Raw genomic sequence first — 20226 nt, 5'->3', positions numbered from 1 at the left:
TTTTTTTATCTCTCTACGATTTCACCGGTTTCAGCATTTAACACGATATTATCATCGTCTTCTTGAGAATCCTCTATACTGATTTCATAAACGGTCATCCCATTGTCTGTTTCCAGTTGCCATTCGTCTACGTATCCCGAATTCACTTCTTCTAAAGCTGCGGTCATGGCTTCTTGAGGAGTTAAAATGTTGTCTAGTGTTAAGGCTTCGTTAGAATCATCATCATCATCGTCTTCGGTATCTGATTCACTGTCAGAAACTTCTCCTGTAGCAGCATCTACTGTTAGTCCATATTCACTGGTGTCATCGAAACCGTCAAAATCGTACTCATATTTGCCGGAATCTTCGTCAAAAGTAATGGATTCAATTGAAGTATTAGGGTGATTTTCATTGTAAATAGCTACAGCATCATCTAAAGAAACGTCAAATTCTTGTTCATTGATTCCTTGCCCAGTTGCTGAATTAGAAGATGTTTCTTCAGAAGAAGCTGCAGATTCAGAGCTTGACTCATCTGTTTCAGTGGTCTCACTAGAAACTTGTGAAGAACTGCTTTGTTCCTCATCAGCTGTTTGGGAACCACATGCGCCTAGAATTCCTGTGCTGACCAACGCTAAAAATGTAAGCTTTGTTTTGTTTGTCAATGTCCTCATCCTTTCGTTTATCATAGAAATATACGCTTCTTTATACAGAGTATAACAAGAACACCTATCTCTGAACATTTATCTGCTTCAAACATTTTTGAGCCATTAGATAAGCAGCAAAAGTGAAATCAGACAAAAGTAGGAGTGCATACTGCGTGTTTTTATCGTACAATCATTGTAAGATAATAGATAAGGCATTTAGAAAAAGAGGTTTGATGTATGAATTACGTAAAAAACTTCCGCTTAAATTGGTTTGATTTATTAACGGTGGCGGGATTGGTAGTAACAGGTTTATTCATTTATTTAGGGTATCACAATGGGATATTTGATTCTCGTGAAAGTTTAATTGAATATGTAGAAAGTTTTGGGGCGCAAGCCATCATCGTTTTTATCTTCATTCAATTTTTGCAAGTGATTCTCCCGATATTGCCTGCAGCAGTAACCTGTGTAGCAGGAGTGATTCTGTTTGGTCCCGTATGGGGAATATTTTATAATTATGTAGGGATCTGCATAGGGTCTTTCGGAGCTTTTTTGATTTCTAAACGATACGGACAGCCGCTAGTAGAAAAAATGCTGAACGAAAAGATTTTCAAAAAATATTCCAAATGGTTGAATGACAGTAAAGTTTTTGACAGAGTTTTTGCGATCGGGATTTTTGGTCCGTTAGCACCAGATGATGCTTTATGCTATTTAGCTGGACTGACTCAGATGTCCTTAAAGAAATTTGGGTTGATTATTTTATTTGGTAAACCCATTCCGATAGCATTGTATAGTTTAGGATGGTCTACCATCGTGAACTGGCTTGATTTTTTCTAAAGCAAGTTTAAAAGAAGGAGGGTACAAATGGAAAATGCAGAACGTTTTCTAGCAAGTTTCAATCGTATTCACAATCATCTAAGCTTTTTGAGCAAAGAAAAAGAATACAAAAAGCCTTTCTATCATTTATTGGATGAAAATGAGCACCGAAACAGCGGAGTAAAAACGTATAAGAATGATTTGCAGATATTTGCCGACTTGAGAAATGTTTTGGTACATAAGAAGCTGACTGTCAATGAATATTTAGCAGTACCGACAGATAAAGTCGTTGAGCGAATCGAGATGATTGAAGCAGAAATCAAAAGTCCGCCTAAAGTGTATCCTGCTTTCAAAAGAGAAGTTGTTTATTTCCAAGCAGACGATTTGTTTACTACAGTGTTGGAAACGATCAAAAACCAAAGAATCACCCACTTTCCTGTCTATAAAAAAGGGAAACTATTAGGATTATTGACTGAAAATGGAATAGCTTATTGGTTAGCCAATCATTCGGAGCTGTTGACGACGGATCTGCGGCAGAGCACCACAGAAGAAATTTTGATAGAAGATTCAAAAAGTAATAATTACTTGTTTGTTAGAAAAGATATGAGTGTAGACGTTGCTGCTGATCTGTTAAAAAATGATCGCAAACTAGACGCCTTGTTGATCACTGAAAATGGAAAAGTTTCTGAACATCCGATAGGGATCATTACACCGTCCGATTTGTAAAATTATTCCAGGTCGTAAAGGGTTTTATTTGTGCTTTTCCTTTTAGTGAGATACAGTTGCTTTATGTAAGAGAATTAAGCAAGTGTTTTTCTTACATAAAATAATGTATTGATTCGAGGAGGAATGGAGAATGAATAAAATTGGTATCATCACCGGCAGTACACGTCAAAATCGAGTGAGTCCGCAAGTTGCAGAATGGGTAAAACAAATCGGAGATCAGCGCGGTGATGCGGAATATGAGATTGTTGATATCAAGGATTTTAATTTACCTCTATATAATGAACCGATATCAGCTGCCTATAGTACAGATTATCAAACGCCCGAGGCAAAACCTTGGTCCGAAAAAATTGCTAGTCTAGATGGGTTTGTTTTTATCACTCCAGAATACAATCATGGCATCACGTCAGCATTAAAAAACGCAATCGACTATTTGTATACTGAATACAATAACAAAGCTGCAGGAATTGTCAGCTATGGCTCATCTGGCGGGGTTCGTGCAGCTGAGGCTTTACGAATCGTTTTGGCAGAACTTCAAGTAGCAACTGTTCGTACACATCCAGCGTTATCTTTATTTACGGATTTCGAGAATATGTCAGTGTTTAAACCTCAAGAATTACATGTTGAGACTGTAAATACGATGTTGGGACAAGTTAATGCCTGGTCCGGAGCTTTAAAAACACTTAGAGGATAAAGTTAAAAAGTATAAAAAAGCAGATTCGTCTGCTTTTTTATACTTTTTTTATATAGAAAGAAAATAGAAATAAGTATTATTTGAATAGAGAAGAGAGATGTGATATATTTATCTCGAATTAAAGATAAATAATTTTTAACTATTTAGTTAAAGGTGATTTGACTAAAAGGAGAGAGTGAAATGACCAGAGAAGAATTATCCTTAAAAGCTCTTACGGTAATGCTGAAAGCTTTCCAAAGCACACAAGATGTCATTAAACAAGATATGACAAAGTATGGATTGAATCCTACAGAGTTTGCAGTATTGGAATTGCTTTATTCAAAAGGAGAACAACAAATCCAGCACATCGGAAAAAGAATCTTACTGTCTAGCAGCAGTATGACCTATGTCATTGATAAACTAGAACAAAAAGGGCATATCGAACGCAAGCCGTGTGCGACAGATCGAAGAGTAATTTTTGCACACATTACTGAAAAAGGAAAAAACTTTATGGAAGAAGCTTTTCCACTACACGAAAAAATGATCACCGAATTGTTTTCTGTCCTTACGGAAGAAGAATTGGAGACGGTTATTCCTTTAGTCAAAAAAGTAGGGATAGCAGCAGCGGGACAAAGCACAAAAAATAAGTAAACTTGATACTATAACATAGATAGGAGAGGTTATATTGGCCAAACAAACAATGGGCATTCATCACATCACAGCTATTGTAGGACATCCGCAAGATAACCTTGATTTTTATGGATCAGTTTTAGGATTAAGGCTGATCAAAAAAACTGTCAATTTTGACGACCCAGGGACTTATCACTTGTATTTTGGAAATGAAGGCGGAGAACCTGGGACGATCATTACTTTCTTTCCGTGGGAAAATTCGCGTCAAGGAAAAATAGGCGACGGACAAGTAGGCGTAACAGCTTATCTTGTACCAGAAGGTTCGCTGGAATTTTGGGAAAATAGATTGACAGACTTTGAAATTGAGGTTAAAAAGACGACACGTTTTGGGGAAGAATATTTAACCTTCCAAGATCCTCACGGCTTAGAATTAGAACTAGTGGCGAGAAAAGGCGGAGTTGAGAATCCTTATGTCTTTAACGGCATTACAAAAGATGTAGCCATCAAAGGTTTCGCAGGAGCTACACTTTATTCTTCGACACCATCTGAAACAGCTGCTATATTAAAAACGGTTATGGGGCTTGATAAAGCAGGAGAAGAAAATGGGCTGGTTCGATTTACAGCTCCTGGAGAGATCGGAAATGTGATTGATTTGAAGAATGTTTCTGTCGGAAAAGGCGAAACAGGAGTTGGAATGGTGCACCATATTGCCTGGAGAGCCAAAGATGATGATGAATTGTTAGAGTGGCGAAAGTGGGTAAGTGAAAATGGTTTTTATCCTACCGAAGTAAAAGACCGCAATTATTTTAATGCTATTTATTATAGAGAAAGCGGCGGGATCTTATTTGAAATCGCGACTGATGGGCCCGGGTTTGCTCATGATGAGTCATACGAAACGATGGGTCAAGGATTGATGCTTCCTGCACAATACGAAAATCACCGCGACCAGTTAGAAACCCATCTCACTCCGATTCAATTACGTGAGATCAATCCTAAATAGAGTAAAGAAAGGAAGAGGACATGAAACATCTATTTAAAGAAGGAGTTAGTCCTTCTAAACCAACGTTTTTGTTGTTGCATGGAACTGGTGGAAATGAGCAGGATCTATTGCCTCTAGCACAAATGATCGATCCTGAAGCTGCAGTTTTGAGTGTGCGAGGAAACATTCTTGAAAATGGCATGCCTCGATTCTTTAGACGACTGGCTGAAGGAGTTTTTGATGAGCAAAATCTGGAAGAAGAAACAAAACATCTAGCAGATTTTATCGATGAAGCTGCTGCACAATATGGATTTGATCGTTCAAATGTGATAGCCATTGGATATTCAAATGGAGCTAATATTGCTGGAAGTTTACTGTTCCGTTATCAAAATGTATTAAAAGGAGCTATTCTGCATCACCCTATGGTGCCTGTTCGAGGATTGTCTTTACCAGATTTGAAACAAGTGCCTGTTTTCATCGGGGCGGGAGAAAATGACCCTATCTGTCCTGCTGAAGAAAGTAAAGAACTAAAAGAACTATTAGAATCAGCAGGAGCTGAGGTTGAAATTGATTGGGGACAAAACGGTCATTCACTGACTCAGTCAGAAATAGAAGCTGCTCGTCATTGGTACATGAAGAAATTTTAATCGTAAATATAAAAACTGAAAAAATGCAACAACGAACAAAAAACACTGCAGCTGTAGAAATGACTCTACACTAGCAGTGTTTTTTCTATATTTTGAAACAAAGGATGGAATAATTTAAGCGGTAAATGAGGGTTTAATATTAGAGAAACGAACGTTATTTTGTAAAAAATTAAAATTGTGTTATAATAAAAGAGGAAATCAATAAAAGTAATTTATTTTTTTGAGTTACGTTCTTAGAGTTGAAGAAATGAGGGGATTAAATGGGTAATAAAATTACCAAAGAAATTCAATCGTTAGTCGAAGTGGAACTTAGAAAAGGAGCCAGCAATTCTAGGATTGCAACGCTTCTAGGCGTGCCTTATAACGAAGCCGTTGAGATGATTGAAGAAATCAAGTTGTCTTTCAAGCCGGATGTTGGAGATAAAATTATTTTTACTTTCCGAGATGAAAAAATGGCAGGCGTCATCATCAAGTTATTAAAAAATAGTGCAGTGGTCGACATTTCGTGGGATCTTTCTTCTGAAAAGATGAAAGACTTAATGGAAGACAGAACCATCGTAAACTTTAAAGATATCGAACAAACTGTTTTATAAAATATGCAAGAAGTTGAATGGATCACATTCAACTTCTTTTTTTGTATTCTAAAAAATGTGAAAAAAGGCTTTGCTAACTGCTTTACATCAGACTTTTGCTAAAAAGAAAACATCTGAAAAAGTAGTTTGTGAACAAAAAGTTTCGGTTTATTGTTGACAGGCTATCTAAAATAGATTAATATTTTGATTGTCAAACAGTTTGATGTTCAAACTAAAATTTAAAACTGAATAACATTAGATGGGGGGAGCGATGTGGACAAAATAGTCAACGAGATAAATCCGTACTTGGTCAGTATCTTCAACGAAATATTGATTATCGAAGAGAATGCTTTAAGAGGCAGCCGGTTCAATGATTTATCCATTAAAGAAATGCACACAATCGAAGCCATAGGAATGTATGGAGAACATACTACTTCAGAAGTAGCTAAGAAAACTTACGTAACCGTCGGTACATTAACAGTCTCTATAAATAACCTAGTGAAAAAAGGCTATGTTGAACGTTTAAGAAGTGAAGAAGACAGAAGAGTCGTACGACTTGGATTGACAAAAAAAGGGCGTCTACTTTATCGCCTGCATGATAAGTTCCATCGTGACATGGTCAGAGAAACGCTTACTGACTTGAGCGATGAAGAGGCTCAAGTATTAGTGAAAGGTTTGAGAAATTTACATTTATTCTTGAACCGGATAAAAGAATCCTTATGAGAACAGAGTTGAGTGGAATGGGAACAAAAATAGTCGGTACTGGAAGTTATGTACCCGAAAGAGTCATTTCCAACGAACAATTAGAATTGTTTTTAGAAACTTCTGATGAATGGATCCAAAGTCGAACAGGCATTAAAGAACGCCGGATCAGCGATACAGAAGACACTTCAGATTTGTGTGCTAAAGCAGCTAAACAAATTTTGACGAATGCTGGAGTTGATGCAAAAGAGGTTGGCTTTGTTATCGTTGCAACGATGTCGCCGGATTATCTTAGTCCTTCTACAGCAAGCTTAGTACAAGACAAGATAGGTGCTCATAGTGTGATGTCATTTGATGTCAATGCGGCTTGTTCTGGATTTATTTATGCTTTGTCTATAGCGGAAAAACTGATGCAATCTGGTAGTTTTCGTTATGGTTTAGTTTTAGGCGGAGAAGTGATGTCTAAAATTGTAGATTGGAATGATCGTAGTACAGCTGTCTTGTTCGGAGATGGAGCAGGCGGGGTATTGCTTGAACATACTTCAGAAGAATCCTTTGTATTAGGAGAAGACATTCATGCAGATGGAAGTCGTGGAGAAGCACTCACTGCTGGAAAAGTTGCATTTTCAGAAAAGTGGGGGCCACAGCCTGCAACGCCGCTTGATTTGTTGCAAATGGACGGCAGAAGCATATTCGACTTTGCTATTCGCAGTGTTCCTAAAAGTATTATGGATTTAACTGAAAAAACAGGTACTCAGTTTGAAGAGGTAGAATGCATTATCGCTCATCAAGCTAATTACCGTATCTTAAAAGCAATAGCTAAAAAACTAAAAGTTCCAGTGGAATTATTTGCATCAAATATCCACAAATATGGGAACACCTCAGCAGCAAGTATTCCGATTTTGTTAGACGAATTGGTCGCTGGAGGCGAATTAGTTCTTGGAAGCAAGAAGAAAGTAATTTTAACTGGTTTTGGAGGCGGATTGACATGGGGCTCTATGTTGATTCAGCTATAAAAAAATAAAAAAAACATACATTAATGGAGGAAACAAAAATGACATTTTCAAAAATTCAAGAAATTATTATGGACCAATTAGACAAAGACGAGGAAGAAGTACAATTAACTACTAACTTCCGTGAAGATTTAGAAGCAGATAGTTTAGATTTATTCCAAATCATCAACGACATCGAAGATGAATTTGACATCAAAATCGAATCAGAAGAAGGATTGAACACTGTTCAAGATATCGTAAACTTCGTAGAAGCAGAAACAGCTAAAAAATAAACTCTACATATAGAAAGAAGGAAGTATCTGTATGCAGACAGAATTAATTGAAAAACTGGGTATCAAATACCCAATCATTCAAGGCGCAATGTCTTGGGTAGCTAATCCTAGTTTGGTAAGTGCTGTTTCAAATGCTGGAGGTTTAGGAATTCTTGCATGTGGTCATGCTACAGGAGAGACTGTTCGTGAATTGATTCATGAAACGAAAGCCTTGACTGATAAACCATTCGGGATAAACGTATTACTCCTTTCGCCATATGTAGAAGACGTTGTAAAAATCGTGTGTGAAGAAGGTATAAAAGTGGTTACTACTGGTGCAGGTTCGCCAGGCAGATATATGGCACAATTCAAAGCAGCTGGTACCGTTGTTATTCCTGTCGTCGCTTCAGTAGCATTAGCGAGACGTATGGAAAACGAAGGAGCAGATGCCATCATTTGTGAAGGTATGGAAGCTGGTGGTCACATCGGTAAAACGACGACCATGAACTTGGTTCCTCAAGTAGTAGATGCTGTGAGTATTCCAGTCATTGCTGCTGGAGGAATTGCAGATGGACGAGGCGTTGCGGCTGCTTTTATGTTAGGCGCATCAGCGGTTCAATTAGGGACACGTTTTGTAGTAGCACATGAAAGTACAGTTCACCAAAATTTCAAAGATGCTATTCTAAAAGCAAAAGATATCGACACCGTAATTACGGGACAGATAACAGGGCACCCTGTACGTGTTTTGCGTAATAAATTGACGCGTCAATATCTAAAAGTAGAAAAAGAAATAACAAGTGATGAAAAGCCTGATTTTGATCGTTTGGAAGCGATGGGTAAAGGGGCTCTGAAAAGAGCTGTTATCGATGGCGACAAAGACACTGGTTCATTCATGTCTGGTCAAAGTGCCGGATTAGTGAAAAGAGAACAAAGTTGTCATGACATCATTCAAGAATTGATGAACGATTACAAACAAATCATTATGAGTCAAGTAAGTATGTTATCTAATTAAAAATGGTTTTACCTATAGAATCATGATCATATTAGCTAGAAAGCTAAAAGGAGTTCTTTTTGCTTCCCTTAGTTTTCTAGTTCTTTTTTTAGGGAGCGAAACGAATGAAAACAGCAATCGTGTATAGTGGACAAGGAGCTCAGTATGCTGGCATGGGAAAAGACTTGTATGAACAGTATGACAGCGTCAAAGAAGTGTTTGCACAAGCTAGTGATACTTTACAGTTGGATATGGCGGCTCTTTGTTTTGAAGAAAATAATTTATTGAATCAAACCATGTATACTCAACCATCCATTTTGACTGTCAGCATGGCGATTGATGCGTTGTTGGCTGAAAATGGAGTCAAACCGGATATCGTTGCGGGATTAAGTCTAGGAGAATACAGTGCATTTGTTAAAGCAGGTGTATTGTCTTTTCCTGAAGCGTTGAAACTGGTTAAAAAACGAGGCCAATACATGACAGAAGCTGTCCCTTTAGGTGAAGGAGCTATGGCAGCTGTTATGGGATTGGATCGCAAAATTATTGAAGATATTTGTCAGGAAGTGGCTTTAGAGCATGGAGTGGTTTCTCCGGCTAATTACAATATGCCTGGTCAAATAGCTATAGCTGGCTTAAAAGTTCCTGTAGAGATAGCTAGCCAACGATTGAGTGAAGCGGGCGCTAAAAGAGTCGTTCCTTTGACCGTCAGTGGACCTTTTCATACAAGTTTATTGGAACCAGCGGCTAAGCAATTGGAAAAAGAGATTCAAACTTATCAAATCAATGATCCTTCGATGCCCGTCATCAGCAACACTACAGCTAGGCCGTTTGAAGATGCTGCTCACATAAAAGGTTTGATGGTCAAACAAGTGATGTCTCCAGTTTATTGGGAGGACAGCGTTCAAAAAATGATCGAACTAGGGGTCGATACATTTATTGAAGTTGGTCCTGGCAAGACACTAAGCAGTTTCATCAAAAAAATCGATCGATCAGTGAATACAATGAACGTTGAAAACATCAAATCATTTGAAAAAACACTGCAAAAATTGACCTAAATCAATGATTGCAGAAAAAGGATGAGAATATGGAATTAAAAGACAAAACAGTCATTGTTACGGGGAGTTCTAGAGGAATCGGGAAAGCCATTGCTTTAGAATTTGCAAAAAAAGGCGCTAACATCGTATTAAACGGTCGTAAGCCTATTGAAGAAACTTTAATAGAAGAATTAAAAAGTTTTGGAGTAAAGGTTCACTCTATTTTAGGGGATGTGAGTGATTTTGAATTTGCTCAACAACTGATTCAAGAAACGAAAGAAGTTTTCGGCAGTGTGGATGTACTGGTCAATAATGCTGGAATCACAAAAGATATGTTATTGATGCGAATGACGGAAGAAGATTTCGATCAAACTATCGACATTAATTTAAAAGGTACTTTTAATACAATACGTCACGCTTCAAAAGTTATGCTGAAGCAAAAAAGTGGCACCATTATTAACATGTCCAGTGTTGTCGGGTTAGTTGGAAATGTTGGACAAGCAAATTATGCAGCAAGTAAAGCAGGGGTTGTAGGGCTGACAAAATCAGCGGCACGCGAATTAGCAGCTAGAGGAATCTCAGTTAATGCAATCGCTCCTGGCTTTATCGAAACAGAAATGACGGAAGTCCTTTCTGAAAAAATGAAAGAACAAGCTATCAATCAAATTCCATTAAAACATTTTGGAAGCGTAGAAGAAGTTGCTAGAGTAGCAGTCTTTTTAAGCGAAAATCGTTACATTACTGGTCAAGTCATCAATGTTGATGGTGGAATGGTAATGAACGGTTAATAAAAAGGAGGACAAATACTTATGAATCGTGTAGTGATTACAGGAATGGGTGCAGTTACTCCATTAGGAAACTCTGCAGATGCTTTTTGGGAAGGTCTAAAAGCAGGGAAAAATGGAATTAAAGCCATCACAAAGTTTGACGCTAGTGAAACTGGAATTTCAGTAGCCGGTGAATTGAAAGATTTTGATCCGAAAGAATTTATGGACCGCAAAGTAGCAAAACGAATGGACGAGTATTCTCAATTTGGTGTAGCCGCAGCTGTACAAGCCGTTGAAATGAGTGGAATCGACACAGAAAAAACGAACATGGACCGTTTTGGTGTTATCGTAGGTTCTGGTATCGGTGGTTTGAACGCGATGGAACAACAAATCATTAAAATGCATGATAAAGGACCTCAACGCGTAGCTCCTTTGTTTGTACCAATGGCTATCGGTAATATGGTTGCTGGAAATATCTCTATCGCTATAGGTGCTAGAGGAATCAATACTTCAATCGTAACGGCTTGTGCATCTGGAAACAACTCTATCGGTGAAGCATTCCGTAACATCAAACATGGATATTCAGATGTTATTATTGCAGGTGGAGCAGAAGGTACGATCAATGAAATCGGAATCGCAGGATTCGCTGCTTTAAATGCATTATCAACAAGTTCAGATCCAGATCGTGCTTCTATTCCATTTGACAAAGAACGTCATGGATTTGTTATGGGTGAAGGTGCCGGAGTATTGATGTTGGAAAGTCTGGACCACGCATTAGAACGCGGAGCAACCATTTACGGTGAGATCGTAGGTTACGGAGCGACTGGTGATGGCTACCATATGACAGCCCCCTCTCCAGACGGAAGCGGTGCAGGTCGAGCAATGAAATTGGCTATGGAAGAAGCAGGCATCACGCCAGCAGATATCGGCTATATCAACGCTCACGGAACCAGTACACCAGCTAACGATTCATCAGAAACTCAAGCCATCAAATATGCTTTTGGTGACGCTGCTAAAGACGTGGCTATTTCAAGCACGAAGAGTATGACAGGCCACTTATTGGGTGCAGCCGGCGGAATTGAAGCAGTAGCTTGTGTGAAAGCTCTTCAAGAAAATTTCCTACCTCCAACGATCGGATTACAAGTGCCAGACGAAGATTGCGATCTGGACTACATTCCAAATGTTGGAAAAGAAAAAGAAATCCAATATGCCTTGAATAATTCACTAGGGTTTGGCGGGCACAATGCAGTCACACTCTTCAAAAAGTGGGAGGGCAAGTAAATGGATTTTAACCAAGTAAAAGAATTAATACATTTGATTGATCAATCATCTTTAAAAGAATTCCATTTGCAAATGGATAACGTAAACGTACAAATGAGTAAAAACTCGCATGCGCCTGCAGCACAACCAGCAGTTGCTGAGCCGAAATCAGAATGGACACAATCAGCTCCATCTGTAAACATCAGCTCTTCCATCGAGAGCAGCGAGACTTCTGCGCTTTCATCTTCTTCAAATGCACAACCAGAAGTTACTGCAGGAGAAGCAGTATTGTCTCCTATCGTAGGAGTTGTATATTTATCACCTGAACCAGGCAAACCCAACTTTAAAAAAGTTGGAGACACGGTTCAAATTGGTGAAACGCTTTGTATTGTAGAAGCAATGAAAGTAATGAACGAAATCAAGAGCGAAGTAGAAGGTACGATTACTGAAATAATGGTGGAAGACAGCCAAGTTGTAGAATACAACCAGCCATTATTCAAAATCGGATAAGACAGACAACCATAAAGCTGTATTCTTAGGAGGAAAAAAACATGACTAAATTGAACATTGCAGAAATTCAAGAATTGATTCCAAACCGTTACCCAATTTACTTCATCGACAGAGTTGACGAAATGACTCCAGGGGAACATGTTTTGGCATTGAAAAACGTGACTATCAACGAAGAAGTTTTCCAAGGGCATTTCCCAGGAGAGCCTGTATTGCCAGGAGTTTATATTTTAGAAGCGTTAGCTCAAGCTGGTTCGATTCCTCTATTGACATTGGACAAATTTAAAGGGCAAACAGCTTACTTAGGCGGAATGAATAAAGTTAAATTCCGTAAAAAAGTTCAGCCAGGTGACCAATTAATGTTGGAAGTCAACATCGTAAAATTAAAAGATTACGCAGGAATCGGTAAAGGTGTAGCTTACGTAGACGGCAAAAAAGTTTGTGAAGCTGAATTAACTTTCATCATAGGACGTTAAGCCTATGTTGAATAAAATTCTAATTGCAAATAGAGGCGAGATTGCTGTACGTGTCATTCGTGCGTGTCAGGAAATGGGAATCAAAACTGTTGCTGTCTACTCAGAGGCGGATCGCGATGCTTTACATATGCAATTAGCTGATGAAGCGATTTGTATTGGACCTGCTAAAGCGACCGATTCTTATCTGGACATGCAATCGATATTGAGTGCCTCTGTTGTCACAAAAGCACAAGCCATTCATCCTGGATTTGGCTTCTTATCTGAAAACAGCACCTTTGCTACGATGTGTGAAGAAATGAATATTATTTTTATTGGACCAAAACCCGTTACCATCCATCAAATGGGAGACAAAGCAAATGCTCGTGAGTTAATGATTGAGGCAGGAGTTCCTGTCATCCCTGGAAGCGATGGATTTATTCGTACGATAGAAGAAGCAAAATCCGCAGCCGAAAAATTGGGTTATCCAGTTATGTTGAAAGCCAGTGCGGGCGGTGGAGGTAAAGGGATGCGACGAGTTGCTGATTCAACTGAATTAGAGGCTGCTTATGTCAATGCCAAATCCGAAGCTAAAGCTGCATTCGGAAATGATGATATGTATATGGAAAAAATCATTGAACATGCGCGTCATATAGAAGTACAGATTCTAGCCGACAACCATGGGAATGTGATTCATTTAGGGGAACGTGATTGCTCTTTGCAACGTAAAAACCAAAAAGTAATCGAAGAGTCTCCTTCAGTGGCAATCAATGAAGAACAAAGACAGTTGCTGGGTGAAACGGCTGTTAGAGCTGCGAAATACGTAGGTTATCAGAACGCAGGAACGATAGAGTTCCTATTAGATGTAGATGGCAACTATTATTTCATGGAAATGAATACGCGTATCCAAGTAGAGCATCCCGTTACTGAAATGGCAACTGAAGTCGATATTGTTAAACAACAAATTTTGATTGCCTCAGGAGAAGTCTTGTCTCTTCAACAAAAAGATGTTAGATTAACAGGGCATACGATTGAATGTCGAATCAATGCTGAAAACCCAGCTTTTAATTTTGCACCTTCTCCCGGCAGATTGGATTATTTACTTGTTCCATCAGGCGGACTGGGATTGCGAGTTGAAAGTGCAATGTACCAAGGAGCCGAGATTCCTCCTTACTATGATGCTATGATCGCAAAAATCATTACTAAAGGTGCAAATCGAGAAGAAGCGATCGCAAAAATGAAACGAGCATTAGGCGAATTAGTCATAGAAGGAATCATCACGAATCAATTTTTCCAAGAAGATTTGTTAAACGATGAGAAGTTTGTCAGCGGAGAATACGATACTAGTTATTTAGAAACTGATTTTCTGACGCATTGGGTTCCGCGTATAGAATAAAAAATGAACCGAAGAGTGCAAGAATTTTTCCAGAGGTGATAATGTGAAACTGTTTAAAAAGAAACGAGTGTATATCCCCATTCATGTGGATCGAACACAACAAGAAGATACAACAGTTCCTGTTGTACCAAATGGAATGTTCACTAAGTGTCCTCAATGTCAAAAATCTATTTATACAAAAGATTTAGGTCATGATAAAATTTGTCCTGAATGCGGATATTCTTTTAGAATATGCGCAACAGAACGGATTGAATTGATTGCTGACGAGGGAAGTTTTGAAGAGTGGGACAAAGAAATGGCGTTATCAAACCCGCTAGATTTTCCAGGCTATGAAGAAAAATGGAAACAAGCACAAGTAAAGGCGAACACAAATGAAGCCGTGGTTACAGGTAAAGCTACTATAAACGGACATCAGACCGTTATTTGTGTAATGGATTCAACTTTCATCATGGGAAGTATGGGACAGATCGTTGGTGAAAAAATCACTCGAGCTGTAGAACGCGCAACCGCAGAAGAACTGTCGGTAGTGATTTTCACAGCTTCCGGTGGTGCCAGAATGCAAGAAGGAATTATTTCTTTGATGCAAATGGCTAAAATCAGTGGAGCAATCGCTCAACACAGTAAAGCTGGTCTGTTGTATATTACCGTCTTGACTGATCCGACTACCGGAGGAGTTACAGCTAGTTTTGCAATGCAAGGAGACATTATTTTGTCTGAACCTAGAGCATTGGTTGGATTCGCCGGAAAACGAGTGATCGAGCAAACGATCAAAGAAACTCTACCAGATGAATTCCAATTGGCTGAATCGGTTATGGAAAACGGGTTTATTGATAAAATCGTTCCACGTAACGAATTGAAAAACACGTTAGGTAAATTGCTAAAATTACACGAAAAATAAAGCTTTTAGACAGCGTTGACAAAGAAGGTGCACTTAGAAAATGAAAAAAGCTATTGATATCGTAGAACGCTCACGAAGAACCTCTCGACTAAACACATTAGAGATCGTTGCTGAGGTTTTCGAAGATTTTATAGAGTTTCATGGAGATCGGTTATTTCGTGATGACAAAGCTATTGTTGGTGGAATCGCCACACTGAACGGTCAAGCTGTGACGGTGATCGGAAATCAAAAAGAACAGGATTTGAAGGAAAATATTCGAAGAAATTTTGGTTCTGCTCATCCTGAAGGTTACCGTAAATCTTTGCGTTTGATGAAACAAGCAGAGAAGTTCAATCGTCCAGTGATCAACTTCGTCAATACTGCAGGCGCATATTGCGGAGTGGAGGCAGAAGACAGGGGACAAGGCGAAGCTATCGCTCGAAATCTGCTTGAAATGAGCCAGTTAAAAGTACCTATTCTTTCTATTATATTGGGAGAAGGCGGCAGTGGCGGAGCCCTTGCATTAGCTATGGGAAACGAAGTATGGATGATGGAAAATTCTATGTATTCAGTATTGTCTCCTGAAGGTTTTTCTTCTATATTATGGAAAGACGCATCAAGAGCTAAAGAAGCTGCAGAAGTCATGAAATTGACGCCAGAAAATTTAATGGAGTTGTCAGTTATTGATAAGATCCTTCCAGAATCTGAAAATGAAATCGACTTATCTAATGAAGAAATTTTGTTGACGATGAAAAAAGAGATCACAGACTTTTTAAAGAAAATGGCTCCAAAGACTTCTGAAGAATTGATTCAAGAAAGATATGAAAAATTCAGAGCTTTTTAATTGCATAGCTTATCCTATCGAGGTCAAGACAGTCGTCTTGGCCTTATCTTTTGATTTAAAATCCTTACATATGGATTAACGGAAAGATTTTTGTGTGTTAAACTGAGATTATTGAATTGAAAGTTTCTTTCAGTCATTTATACTATGATTCAGATAGACCATATAGTATTGAAAAGTAGGTGAAATATGGGAGAACGAATAGACTTTCCAAAAAATTATGAATTGTATCTGAGAAAAGCTGTCCACAAATTCCAAGAAGGAAATATGGTGGAAGCTTGCACGTATTTTGAAGAAGCTTATGCAATAAAGCAAGAGTCAAGTATCAATGCCATGTATGTCTCTGCACTTTTTCAACTAGAACGATATAAAGAAGCACAAGAAATTGCAGAAGATAAACTCGAGTTATATGAGAGTGATGATAGTTTATACAGCTTATATACGACTATTTTAATCAAAAATCATTCTTTTAAAGAAGCTGAACTCATTATTCAGCGGAAATTATCGCAACTGAATCAAACTGCTAACAAAGAAGTGTGGCATACTGCTAAGTACGTTTTAGAACACGAACAAAATAGGCACAAGCAAAATGAGAAAAAGAGAAACCAAGAGTTGTTGAAAGAAATTTTAGCGATGGGAGACAAATCTTTTGAACATCAGGCTGCTTTGATCAAACAAATGCAGGAAATGAGCAGTGAGTGGTATACGCTAGGTGCCAGAAGTGTTTTGCGCAACCCTTTTGTAAATGAAATCGTAAAAACGACAGTTTTAGAGCACTTAGTAAGAGAAGGTGTCGCTGAAGAATTTGAAATCTATTGGTTTGATCAACGTCGATTTGTTGTTCCAGCAGATCAATCGTCTTTAGAGGAAAATAAGCGATTTAAAGAAGTCGTTCGTTTACTGAAAGAAAAGTTTGAAGATGATAATCCGACTATGTATCAAGCATTGCTGCAAGAAGTAAATCTGCATTTTCTGATGTTGTATCCTTACATTGAAGAGGTGGTAACAGACGCCAGCAAATGGTTAGGGACATGTTTTAATCAGTATGATGCTTATTTCTTGAATTTGGTCGAAAATGACCCAGATAACCAAATCATGAAAACGTGGATTCAACGATTAAATGAAGAAATCGCTGCAATGATGATGGAATAACAAGGTTGATAAAAAGGTGTCGAAAGAAAGAATGAAATTTAGAAAACGTAATGTATAGCAGTTTTTATTTACAAAACCGCTTAAGTGGTGTAATATGGAAAAGTATGCAAGTCTTCAAAAGACTGTGAAAATAGAATATTTCGGAGGGTAATTTACATGACTGCAAAATGGGAAAAAAAAGGAATCAATGATGGCGTATTGTCATTTGAAATTTCAGAAGAACAAGTAAAACAAGGTATCGAAACAGCTTTCAACAAAGTGAAAGGCACTTTGTCCGTACCTGGATTCCGTAAAGGGAAAGTTCCTCGCAAAGTTTTCAACAAAATGTACGGAGAAGAAGCTTTATACGAAGATGCATTGAATGCAATCTTACCAGAAGCTTACGCTGCAGCACTTGAAGAAGCAGGAATTGAACCAGTAGACCAACCAGAAATCGATGTTAAGAGCATGGAAACTGGAAAACCTTGGGAAATCGAAGCTAAAGTTACTGTTAGACCTGAAGTAACATTAGGCGACTACACTGGCCTTGAAGTACCAAAACAAGACCGTGAAGTAACTGACGAAGACGTTGTAGAAAACTTAGAAAGCAAACGCAGCGCTCAAGCAGAATTAGTTTTAAAAGAAGAAGCTGCTGAAAATGGCGATACTGTTGTTATCGATTTTGAAGGATTCAAAGACGGCGAAGCTTTTGAAGGTGGAAAAGGCGACAACTTCTCACTTGAATTAGGATCAAACTCATTTATTCCAGGATTCGAAGAGCAATTAGTAGGAACAAAAGCTGGAGACGAAGTTGAAGTTAACGTAACTTTCCCAGAAGATTACCAAGCTGAAGACTTAAAAGGTCAAGACGCTGTATTCAAAGTTAAAGTTCACGAAGTTAAAGCAAAAGAACTTCCAGAATTAGATGATGAATTTGCTAAAGATATCGACGACGAAGTTGAATCACTTGATGAATTAAAAGAAAAAGTGAAAAAACAATTAACAGAAGCTAAAAGTGCTTCAGCAGACGAAGCTGTAGAAGATGCAGCTATCCGTAAAGCTGTAGAAAACGCAACTATCGAAGAAATCCCTCATGCAATGGTTCATGACGAAGTTCACCGTCAAATGGAATCATTCTTGAACAACATGCAACAACAAGGTGTATCTCCTGAAATGTACTACCAAATTACTGGTACTACAGAACAAGATCTACACAAACAAATGGAAGTTGATGCAGAATTCAGAACTAAAACAAACTTAGTTTTAGAAGCTATCGTTGAAAAAGAAAACTTTGATCCTTCAGAAGAAGAAGTTGAAGAAGAAATCAAGAACTTAGCTGAAGAATATGGTATGGAAGCAGATGCTGTAAGAAATGCTTTGACTCCTGACATGTTAAAACACGACATTTCATTGAAAAAAGCGATCGACTTGATCACTTCTACAGCAGTAGAAAAATAATTGCTTTATTCAGCCAGGCTCAACAAAAATGAATTGTAAAAAATAACATTTTGTTGAACAAGTCCGACTTTAGCAACGATCTAAGTAAAGTAAACTTGGTAGGTTAAGGGGCTAGACCATAAGTATTGTGGTCTGGTCCCTTTCTTACTTAAAAGAGTCCATTAGGTAGCAATATTTTGATATATATGCTATCATTTAACAAGTTTGAATGTTATATTATGAAGAAAATAGTAACAGGAAACAGAATAGAGGTGTATGGTAACATGTTTAATGATGAAGAAACAAGTGGTGTAGTTAGTTGTTCATTCTGTGGGAAAACTCAAGATCAAGTGAAGAAAATCGTTGCAGGACCTGGAGTATACATCTGTAATGAATGTATTGACTTATGTAAAGAAATCATAGACGAAGAATTTAGTGAAACAGGTTATGGGGAATTTTTAGAAGTTCCAAAACCTCAAGAAATTCAACAAATTTTAAACGAATATGTGATTGGACAGGAACAAGCGAAAAAATCGTTGTCTGTTGCAGTATACAATCACTATAAACGTGTCAATCATATGGGCGAAAGCGAAGAAGGCGGAGTTGAGCTTCAAAAGAGCAATATCAGCTTGATTGGTCCTACTGGATCAGGGAAAACATTCCTTGCTCAAACACTGGCTCGTATTTTAAATGTTCCATTTGCTATCGCGGACGCAACTAGTCTAACTGAAGCAGGATATGTTGGAGAAGATGTGGAAAATATTCTACTGAAACTTTTACAGTCTGCAGACTTTGATGTAGAACGTGCTGAAAAAGGAATCATTTATATCGATGAAATCGATAAAATAGCTCGTAAGAGTGAAAACGTGTCTATTACGCGTGATGTGTCAGGTGAAGGTGTACAACAAGCCTTGCTGAAAATCTTGGAAGGTACGGTAGCAAGTATTCCTCCTCAAGGTGGAAGAAAACACCCTCAACAAGAATTCATCCAATTAGATACTACAAACATTTTATTCATCGTTGGTGGAGCGTTTGATGGAATTGAATCAATCGTTAAAAATCGTTTAGGCGAAAAAGTAATCGGTTTTGGTTCTTCTAAGAAAAAATTTGATGAATCTAAATCTGTGATGCAGCAAATCATTCCTGAAGACTTATTGAAATTTGGGTTGATTCCTGAATTTATTGGTCGTTTGCCTATCATGGCAGCACTTGAGAAGTTGACAGAAGATGATTTGATCCACATTCTAACAGAACCTAAAAACGCTTTGGTAAAACAATACAAGAAATTACTAGAGTTGGATGATGTTGAGCTTGAATTCGAGCCTGAAGCTTTACGTGAGATCGCTAAATTAGCTATTGAACGCAACACAGGTGCTCGTGGTTTACGTTCAATTATCGAAACACTTATGTTAGAGATCATGTTTGACTTACCAAGTCGTCCAGAAGTATCTAAATGTGTCATCACTAAGGGCGCAGTTGAAGACACTTCAAACGCTGTTTTTTATGATGTCGAAGGAAAAAAAGTCGTTTAAAAATGAACTAAGTGCATGAAAAGAGACTCGGCCGAATGATATGCTCCCCCTAAAGTAGACACTTAAAAAAGTAAACTACTCTAGGGGGATTTTTTATGCGTTCTAACCGCAAACATACTATTGATGAGCTTGAGAGATATATTCTGTTATATCTTGAAGAAGGTGTAAGTTTTAAAGAGTTAAGTAAAGAGCATGGATTATCGTTAACGGATTCGGCCTTCGGTCAAAAAGTCCTTAGATATCAAGAGCATGGCCTTTCGGGAATACAAACCACAGCTCGAAACAATCAGTACAGTAAAGAAATTAAAGAGACAATTGTTCGAGAATACTTCAATGCAGGCACGCCTATCAAACAATTAGCTCGCAAGTATAACA

General features: G+C 38.1%; 23 protein-coding genes and 1 pseudogene. 23 read left to right on the top strand and 1 reads right to left on the bottom strand.

Going from position 1 to position 20226, the window contains the following annotated elements:
* Positions 1-5: 5 nt before the first annotated feature.
* Positions 6-641 (bottom strand): PepSY domain-containing protein, encoded by a 636-nt coding sequence (locus BM137_RS09805; RefSeq protein WP_177192550.1) that lies wholly within the window; start codon positions 639-641, stop codon positions 6-8.
* Positions 642-860: 219 nt separating this feature from the next.
* Here BM137_RS09805 and BM137_RS09800 point away from each other — a divergent pair, with 219 nt between their 5' ends.
* The 23 genes and pseudogenes from BM137_RS09800 to BM137_RS09690 form a co-directional block, all read left to right on the top strand.
* Positions 861-1457 (top strand): TVP38/TMEM64 family protein, encoded by a 597-nt coding sequence (locus tag BM137_RS09800; RefSeq protein WP_092480996.1) that lies wholly within the window; start codon positions 861-863, stop codon positions 1455-1457.
* 27 nt (positions 1458-1484) lie between these two features.
* Positions 1485-2162: a CBS domain-containing protein gene (locus BM137_RS09795; protein ID WP_092480995.1), complete on the top strand. Its 678-nt coding sequence runs from the start codon at positions 1485-1487 to the stop codon at positions 2160-2162.
* A gap of 130 nt (positions 2163-2292) precedes the next feature.
* Positions 2293-2853: an NADPH-dependent FMN reductase gene (locus tag BM137_RS09790; protein ID WP_092480994.1), complete on the top strand. Its 561-nt coding sequence runs from the start codon at positions 2293-2295 to the stop codon at positions 2851-2853.
* Positions 2854-3033: 180 nt separating this feature from the next.
* Positions 3034-3483, top strand: coding sequence for a MarR family winged helix-turn-helix transcriptional regulator (locus BM137_RS09785; protein ID WP_092480993.1), 450 nt, complete (start codon positions 3034-3036; stop codon positions 3481-3483).
* A gap of 34 nt (positions 3484-3517) precedes the next feature.
* On the top strand, positions 3518-4462 hold the full coding sequence (locus tag BM137_RS09780) for a ring-cleaving dioxygenase (RefSeq protein WP_092480992.1): 945 nt from the start codon (positions 3518-3520) through the stop codon (positions 4460-4462).
* A gap of 20 nt (positions 4463-4482) precedes the next feature.
* Positions 4483-5088 carry an alpha/beta hydrolase gene (locus tag BM137_RS09775; protein ID WP_092480991.1) on the top strand — a complete coding sequence of 202 codons (606 nt, stop codon included), beginning with the start codon at positions 4483-4485 and terminating at the stop codon, positions 5086-5088.
* Between the two features lie 260 nt (positions 5089-5348).
* The gene (locus BM137_RS09770; protein ID WP_092480990.1) at positions 5349-5681 is read left to right on the top strand and encodes a DUF2187 family protein; all 333 of its coding nucleotides are present in this window, start codon (positions 5349-5351) and stop codon (positions 5679-5681) included.
* 252 nt (positions 5682-5933) lie between these two features.
* Positions 5934-6383 carry a fatty acid biosynthesis transcriptional regulator FabT gene (gene fabT / locus BM137_RS09765; RefSeq protein WP_092480989.1) on the top strand — a complete coding sequence of 150 codons (450 nt, stop codon included), beginning with the start codon at positions 5934-5936 and terminating at the stop codon, positions 6381-6383.
* Positions 6384-6400: 17 nt separating this feature from the next.
* Entirely contained in the window at positions 6401-7378 is a 978-nt protein-coding gene (locus BM137_RS09760; protein ID WP_092481050.1) for a beta-ketoacyl-ACP synthase III, read from the top strand.
* A 38-nt stretch (positions 7379-7416) separates the two neighbouring features.
* Positions 7417-7647 carry an acyl carrier protein gene (locus BM137_RS09755; RefSeq protein ID WP_092480988.1) on the top strand — a complete coding sequence of 77 codons (231 nt, stop codon included), beginning with the start codon at positions 7417-7419 and terminating at the stop codon, positions 7645-7647.
* A 31-nt stretch (positions 7648-7678) separates the two neighbouring features.
* Positions 7679-8638 carry an enoyl-[acyl-carrier-protein] reductase FabK gene (gene fabK, locus BM137_RS09750; RefSeq protein ID WP_092480987.1) on the top strand — a complete coding sequence of 320 codons (960 nt, stop codon included), beginning with the start codon at positions 7679-7681 and terminating at the stop codon, positions 8636-8638.
* Between the two features lie 104 nt (positions 8639-8742).
* Positions 8743-9672, top strand: coding sequence for an ACP S-malonyltransferase (gene fabD, locus BM137_RS09745; protein WP_092480986.1), 930 nt, complete (start codon positions 8743-8745; stop codon positions 9670-9672).
* 29 nt (positions 9673-9701) lie between these two features.
* Positions 9702-10439 (top strand): 3-oxoacyl-[acyl-carrier-protein] reductase, encoded by a 738-nt coding sequence (gene fabG / locus BM137_RS09740; protein WP_092480985.1) that lies wholly within the window; start codon positions 9702-9704, stop codon positions 10437-10439.
* 21 nt (positions 10440-10460) lie between these two features.
* Positions 10461-11699: a beta-ketoacyl-ACP synthase II gene (fabF, locus tag BM137_RS09735; protein ID WP_092480984.1), complete on the top strand. Its 1239-nt coding sequence runs from the start codon at positions 10461-10463 to the stop codon at positions 11697-11699.
* Entirely contained in the window at positions 11700-12188 is a 489-nt protein-coding gene (gene accB, locus BM137_RS09730) for an acetyl-CoA carboxylase biotin carboxyl carrier protein (protein WP_092480983.1), read from the top strand.
* Between the two features lie 50 nt (positions 12189-12238).
* Positions 12239-12661: a 3-hydroxyacyl-ACP dehydratase FabZ gene (gene fabZ, locus BM137_RS09725; RefSeq protein ID WP_177192556.1), complete on the top strand. Its 423-nt coding sequence runs from the start codon at positions 12239-12241 to the stop codon at positions 12659-12661.
* A gap of 4 nt (positions 12662-12665) precedes the next feature.
* Positions 12666-14033, top strand: coding sequence for an acetyl-CoA carboxylase biotin carboxylase subunit (locus BM137_RS09720; RefSeq protein WP_092480981.1), 1368 nt, complete (start codon positions 12666-12668; stop codon positions 14031-14033).
* 43 nt (positions 14034-14076) lie between these two features.
* Entirely contained in the window at positions 14077-14931 is an 855-nt protein-coding gene (gene accD / locus BM137_RS09715; protein WP_092480980.1) for an acetyl-CoA carboxylase, carboxyltransferase subunit beta, read from the top strand.
* A 40-nt stretch (positions 14932-14971) separates the two neighbouring features.
* On the top strand, positions 14972-15754 hold the full coding sequence (locus BM137_RS09710) for an acetyl-CoA carboxylase carboxyltransferase subunit alpha (protein ID WP_092480979.1): 783 nt from the start codon (positions 14972-14974) through the stop codon (positions 15752-15754).
* 186 nt (positions 15755-15940) lie between these two features.
* A complete protein-coding gene (locus BM137_RS09705; RefSeq protein ID WP_092480978.1) occupies positions 15941-16903 on the top strand; it encodes a tetratricopeptide repeat protein in 963 nt (320 codons plus the stop codon).
* 156 nt (positions 16904-17059) lie between these two features.
* Positions 17060-18340, top strand: coding sequence for a trigger factor (gene tig, locus BM137_RS09700; RefSeq protein WP_092480977.1), 1281 nt, complete (start codon positions 17060-17062; stop codon positions 18338-18340).
* A gap of 263 nt (positions 18341-18603) precedes the next feature.
* Positions 18604-19851, top strand: a complete 1248-nt coding sequence (gene clpX, locus BM137_RS09695; RefSeq protein ID WP_092480976.1) for an ATP-dependent protease ATP-binding subunit ClpX — start codon at positions 18604-18606, stop codon at positions 19849-19851.
* 95 nt (positions 19852-19946) lie between these two features.
* Positions 19947-20226: pseudogene (locus BM137_RS09690) on the top strand (hypothetical protein); the annotation flags it as partial.

The sequence above is a fragment of the Desemzia incerta genome, assembly GCF_900115825.1.
GTDB lineage: Bacteria > Bacillota > Bacilli > Lactobacillales > Carnobacteriaceae > Desemzia > Desemzia incerta.
This window is presented reverse-complemented; position numbering and strand designations above follow the sequence as displayed.

Coding starts and splice junctions, on each gene's coding strand:
- BM137_RS09800 (WP_092480996.1), top strand. CDS start 861: ATGAATTACGTAAAAAACTTCCGCTTAAATTGGTTTGATTTATTAACG.
- BM137_RS09795 (WP_092480995.1), top strand. CDS start 1,485: ATGGAAAATGCAGAACGTTTTCTAGCAAGTTTCAATCGTATTCACAAT.
- BM137_RS09790 (WP_092480994.1), top strand. CDS start 2,293: ATGAATAAAATTGGTATCATCACCGGCAGTACACGTCAAAATCGAGTG.
- BM137_RS09785 (WP_092480993.1), top strand. CDS start 3,034: ATGACCAGAGAAGAATTATCCTTAAAAGCTCTTACGGTAATGCTGAAA.
- BM137_RS09775 (WP_092480991.1), top strand. CDS start 4,483: ATGAAACATCTATTTAAAGAAGGAGTTAGTCCTTCTAAACCAACGTTT.
- BM137_RS09770 (WP_092480990.1), top strand. CDS start 5,349: ATGGGTAATAAAATTACCAAAGAAATTCAATCGTTAGTCGAAGTGGAA.
- BM137_RS09760 (WP_092481050.1), top strand. CDS start 6,401: ATGGGAACAAAAATAGTCGGTACTGGAAGTTATGTACCCGAAAGAGTC.
- BM137_RS09755 (WP_092480988.1), top strand. CDS start 7,417: ATGACATTTTCAAAAATTCAAGAAATTATTATGGACCAATTAGACAAA.
- fabK (WP_092480987.1), top strand. CDS start 7,679: ATGCAGACAGAATTAATTGAAAAACTGGGTATCAAATACCCAATCATT.
- fabD (WP_092480986.1), top strand. CDS start 8,743: ATGAAAACAGCAATCGTGTATAGTGGACAAGGAGCTCAGTATGCTGGC.
- fabG (WP_092480985.1), top strand. CDS start 9,702: ATGGAATTAAAAGACAAAACAGTCATTGTTACGGGGAGTTCTAGAGGA.
- fabF (WP_092480984.1), top strand. CDS start 10,461: ATGAATCGTGTAGTGATTACAGGAATGGGTGCAGTTACTCCATTAGGA.
- accB (WP_092480983.1), top strand. CDS start 11,700: ATGGATTTTAACCAAGTAAAAGAATTAATACATTTGATTGATCAATCA.
- BM137_RS09720 (WP_092480981.1), top strand. CDS start 12,666: ATGTTGAATAAAATTCTAATTGCAAATAGAGGCGAGATTGCTGTACGT.
- BM137_RS09710 (WP_092480979.1), top strand. CDS start 14,972: ATGAAAAAAGCTATTGATATCGTAGAACGCTCACGAAGAACCTCTCGA.
- BM137_RS09705 (WP_092480978.1), top strand. CDS start 15,941: ATGGGAGAACGAATAGACTTTCCAAAAAATTATGAATTGTATCTGAGA.
- tig (WP_092480977.1), top strand. CDS start 17,060: ATGACTGCAAAATGGGAAAAAAAAGGAATCAATGATGGCGTATTGTCA.
- clpX (WP_092480976.1), top strand. CDS start 18,604: ATGTTTAATGATGAAGAAACAAGTGGTGTAGTTAGTTGTTCATTCTGT.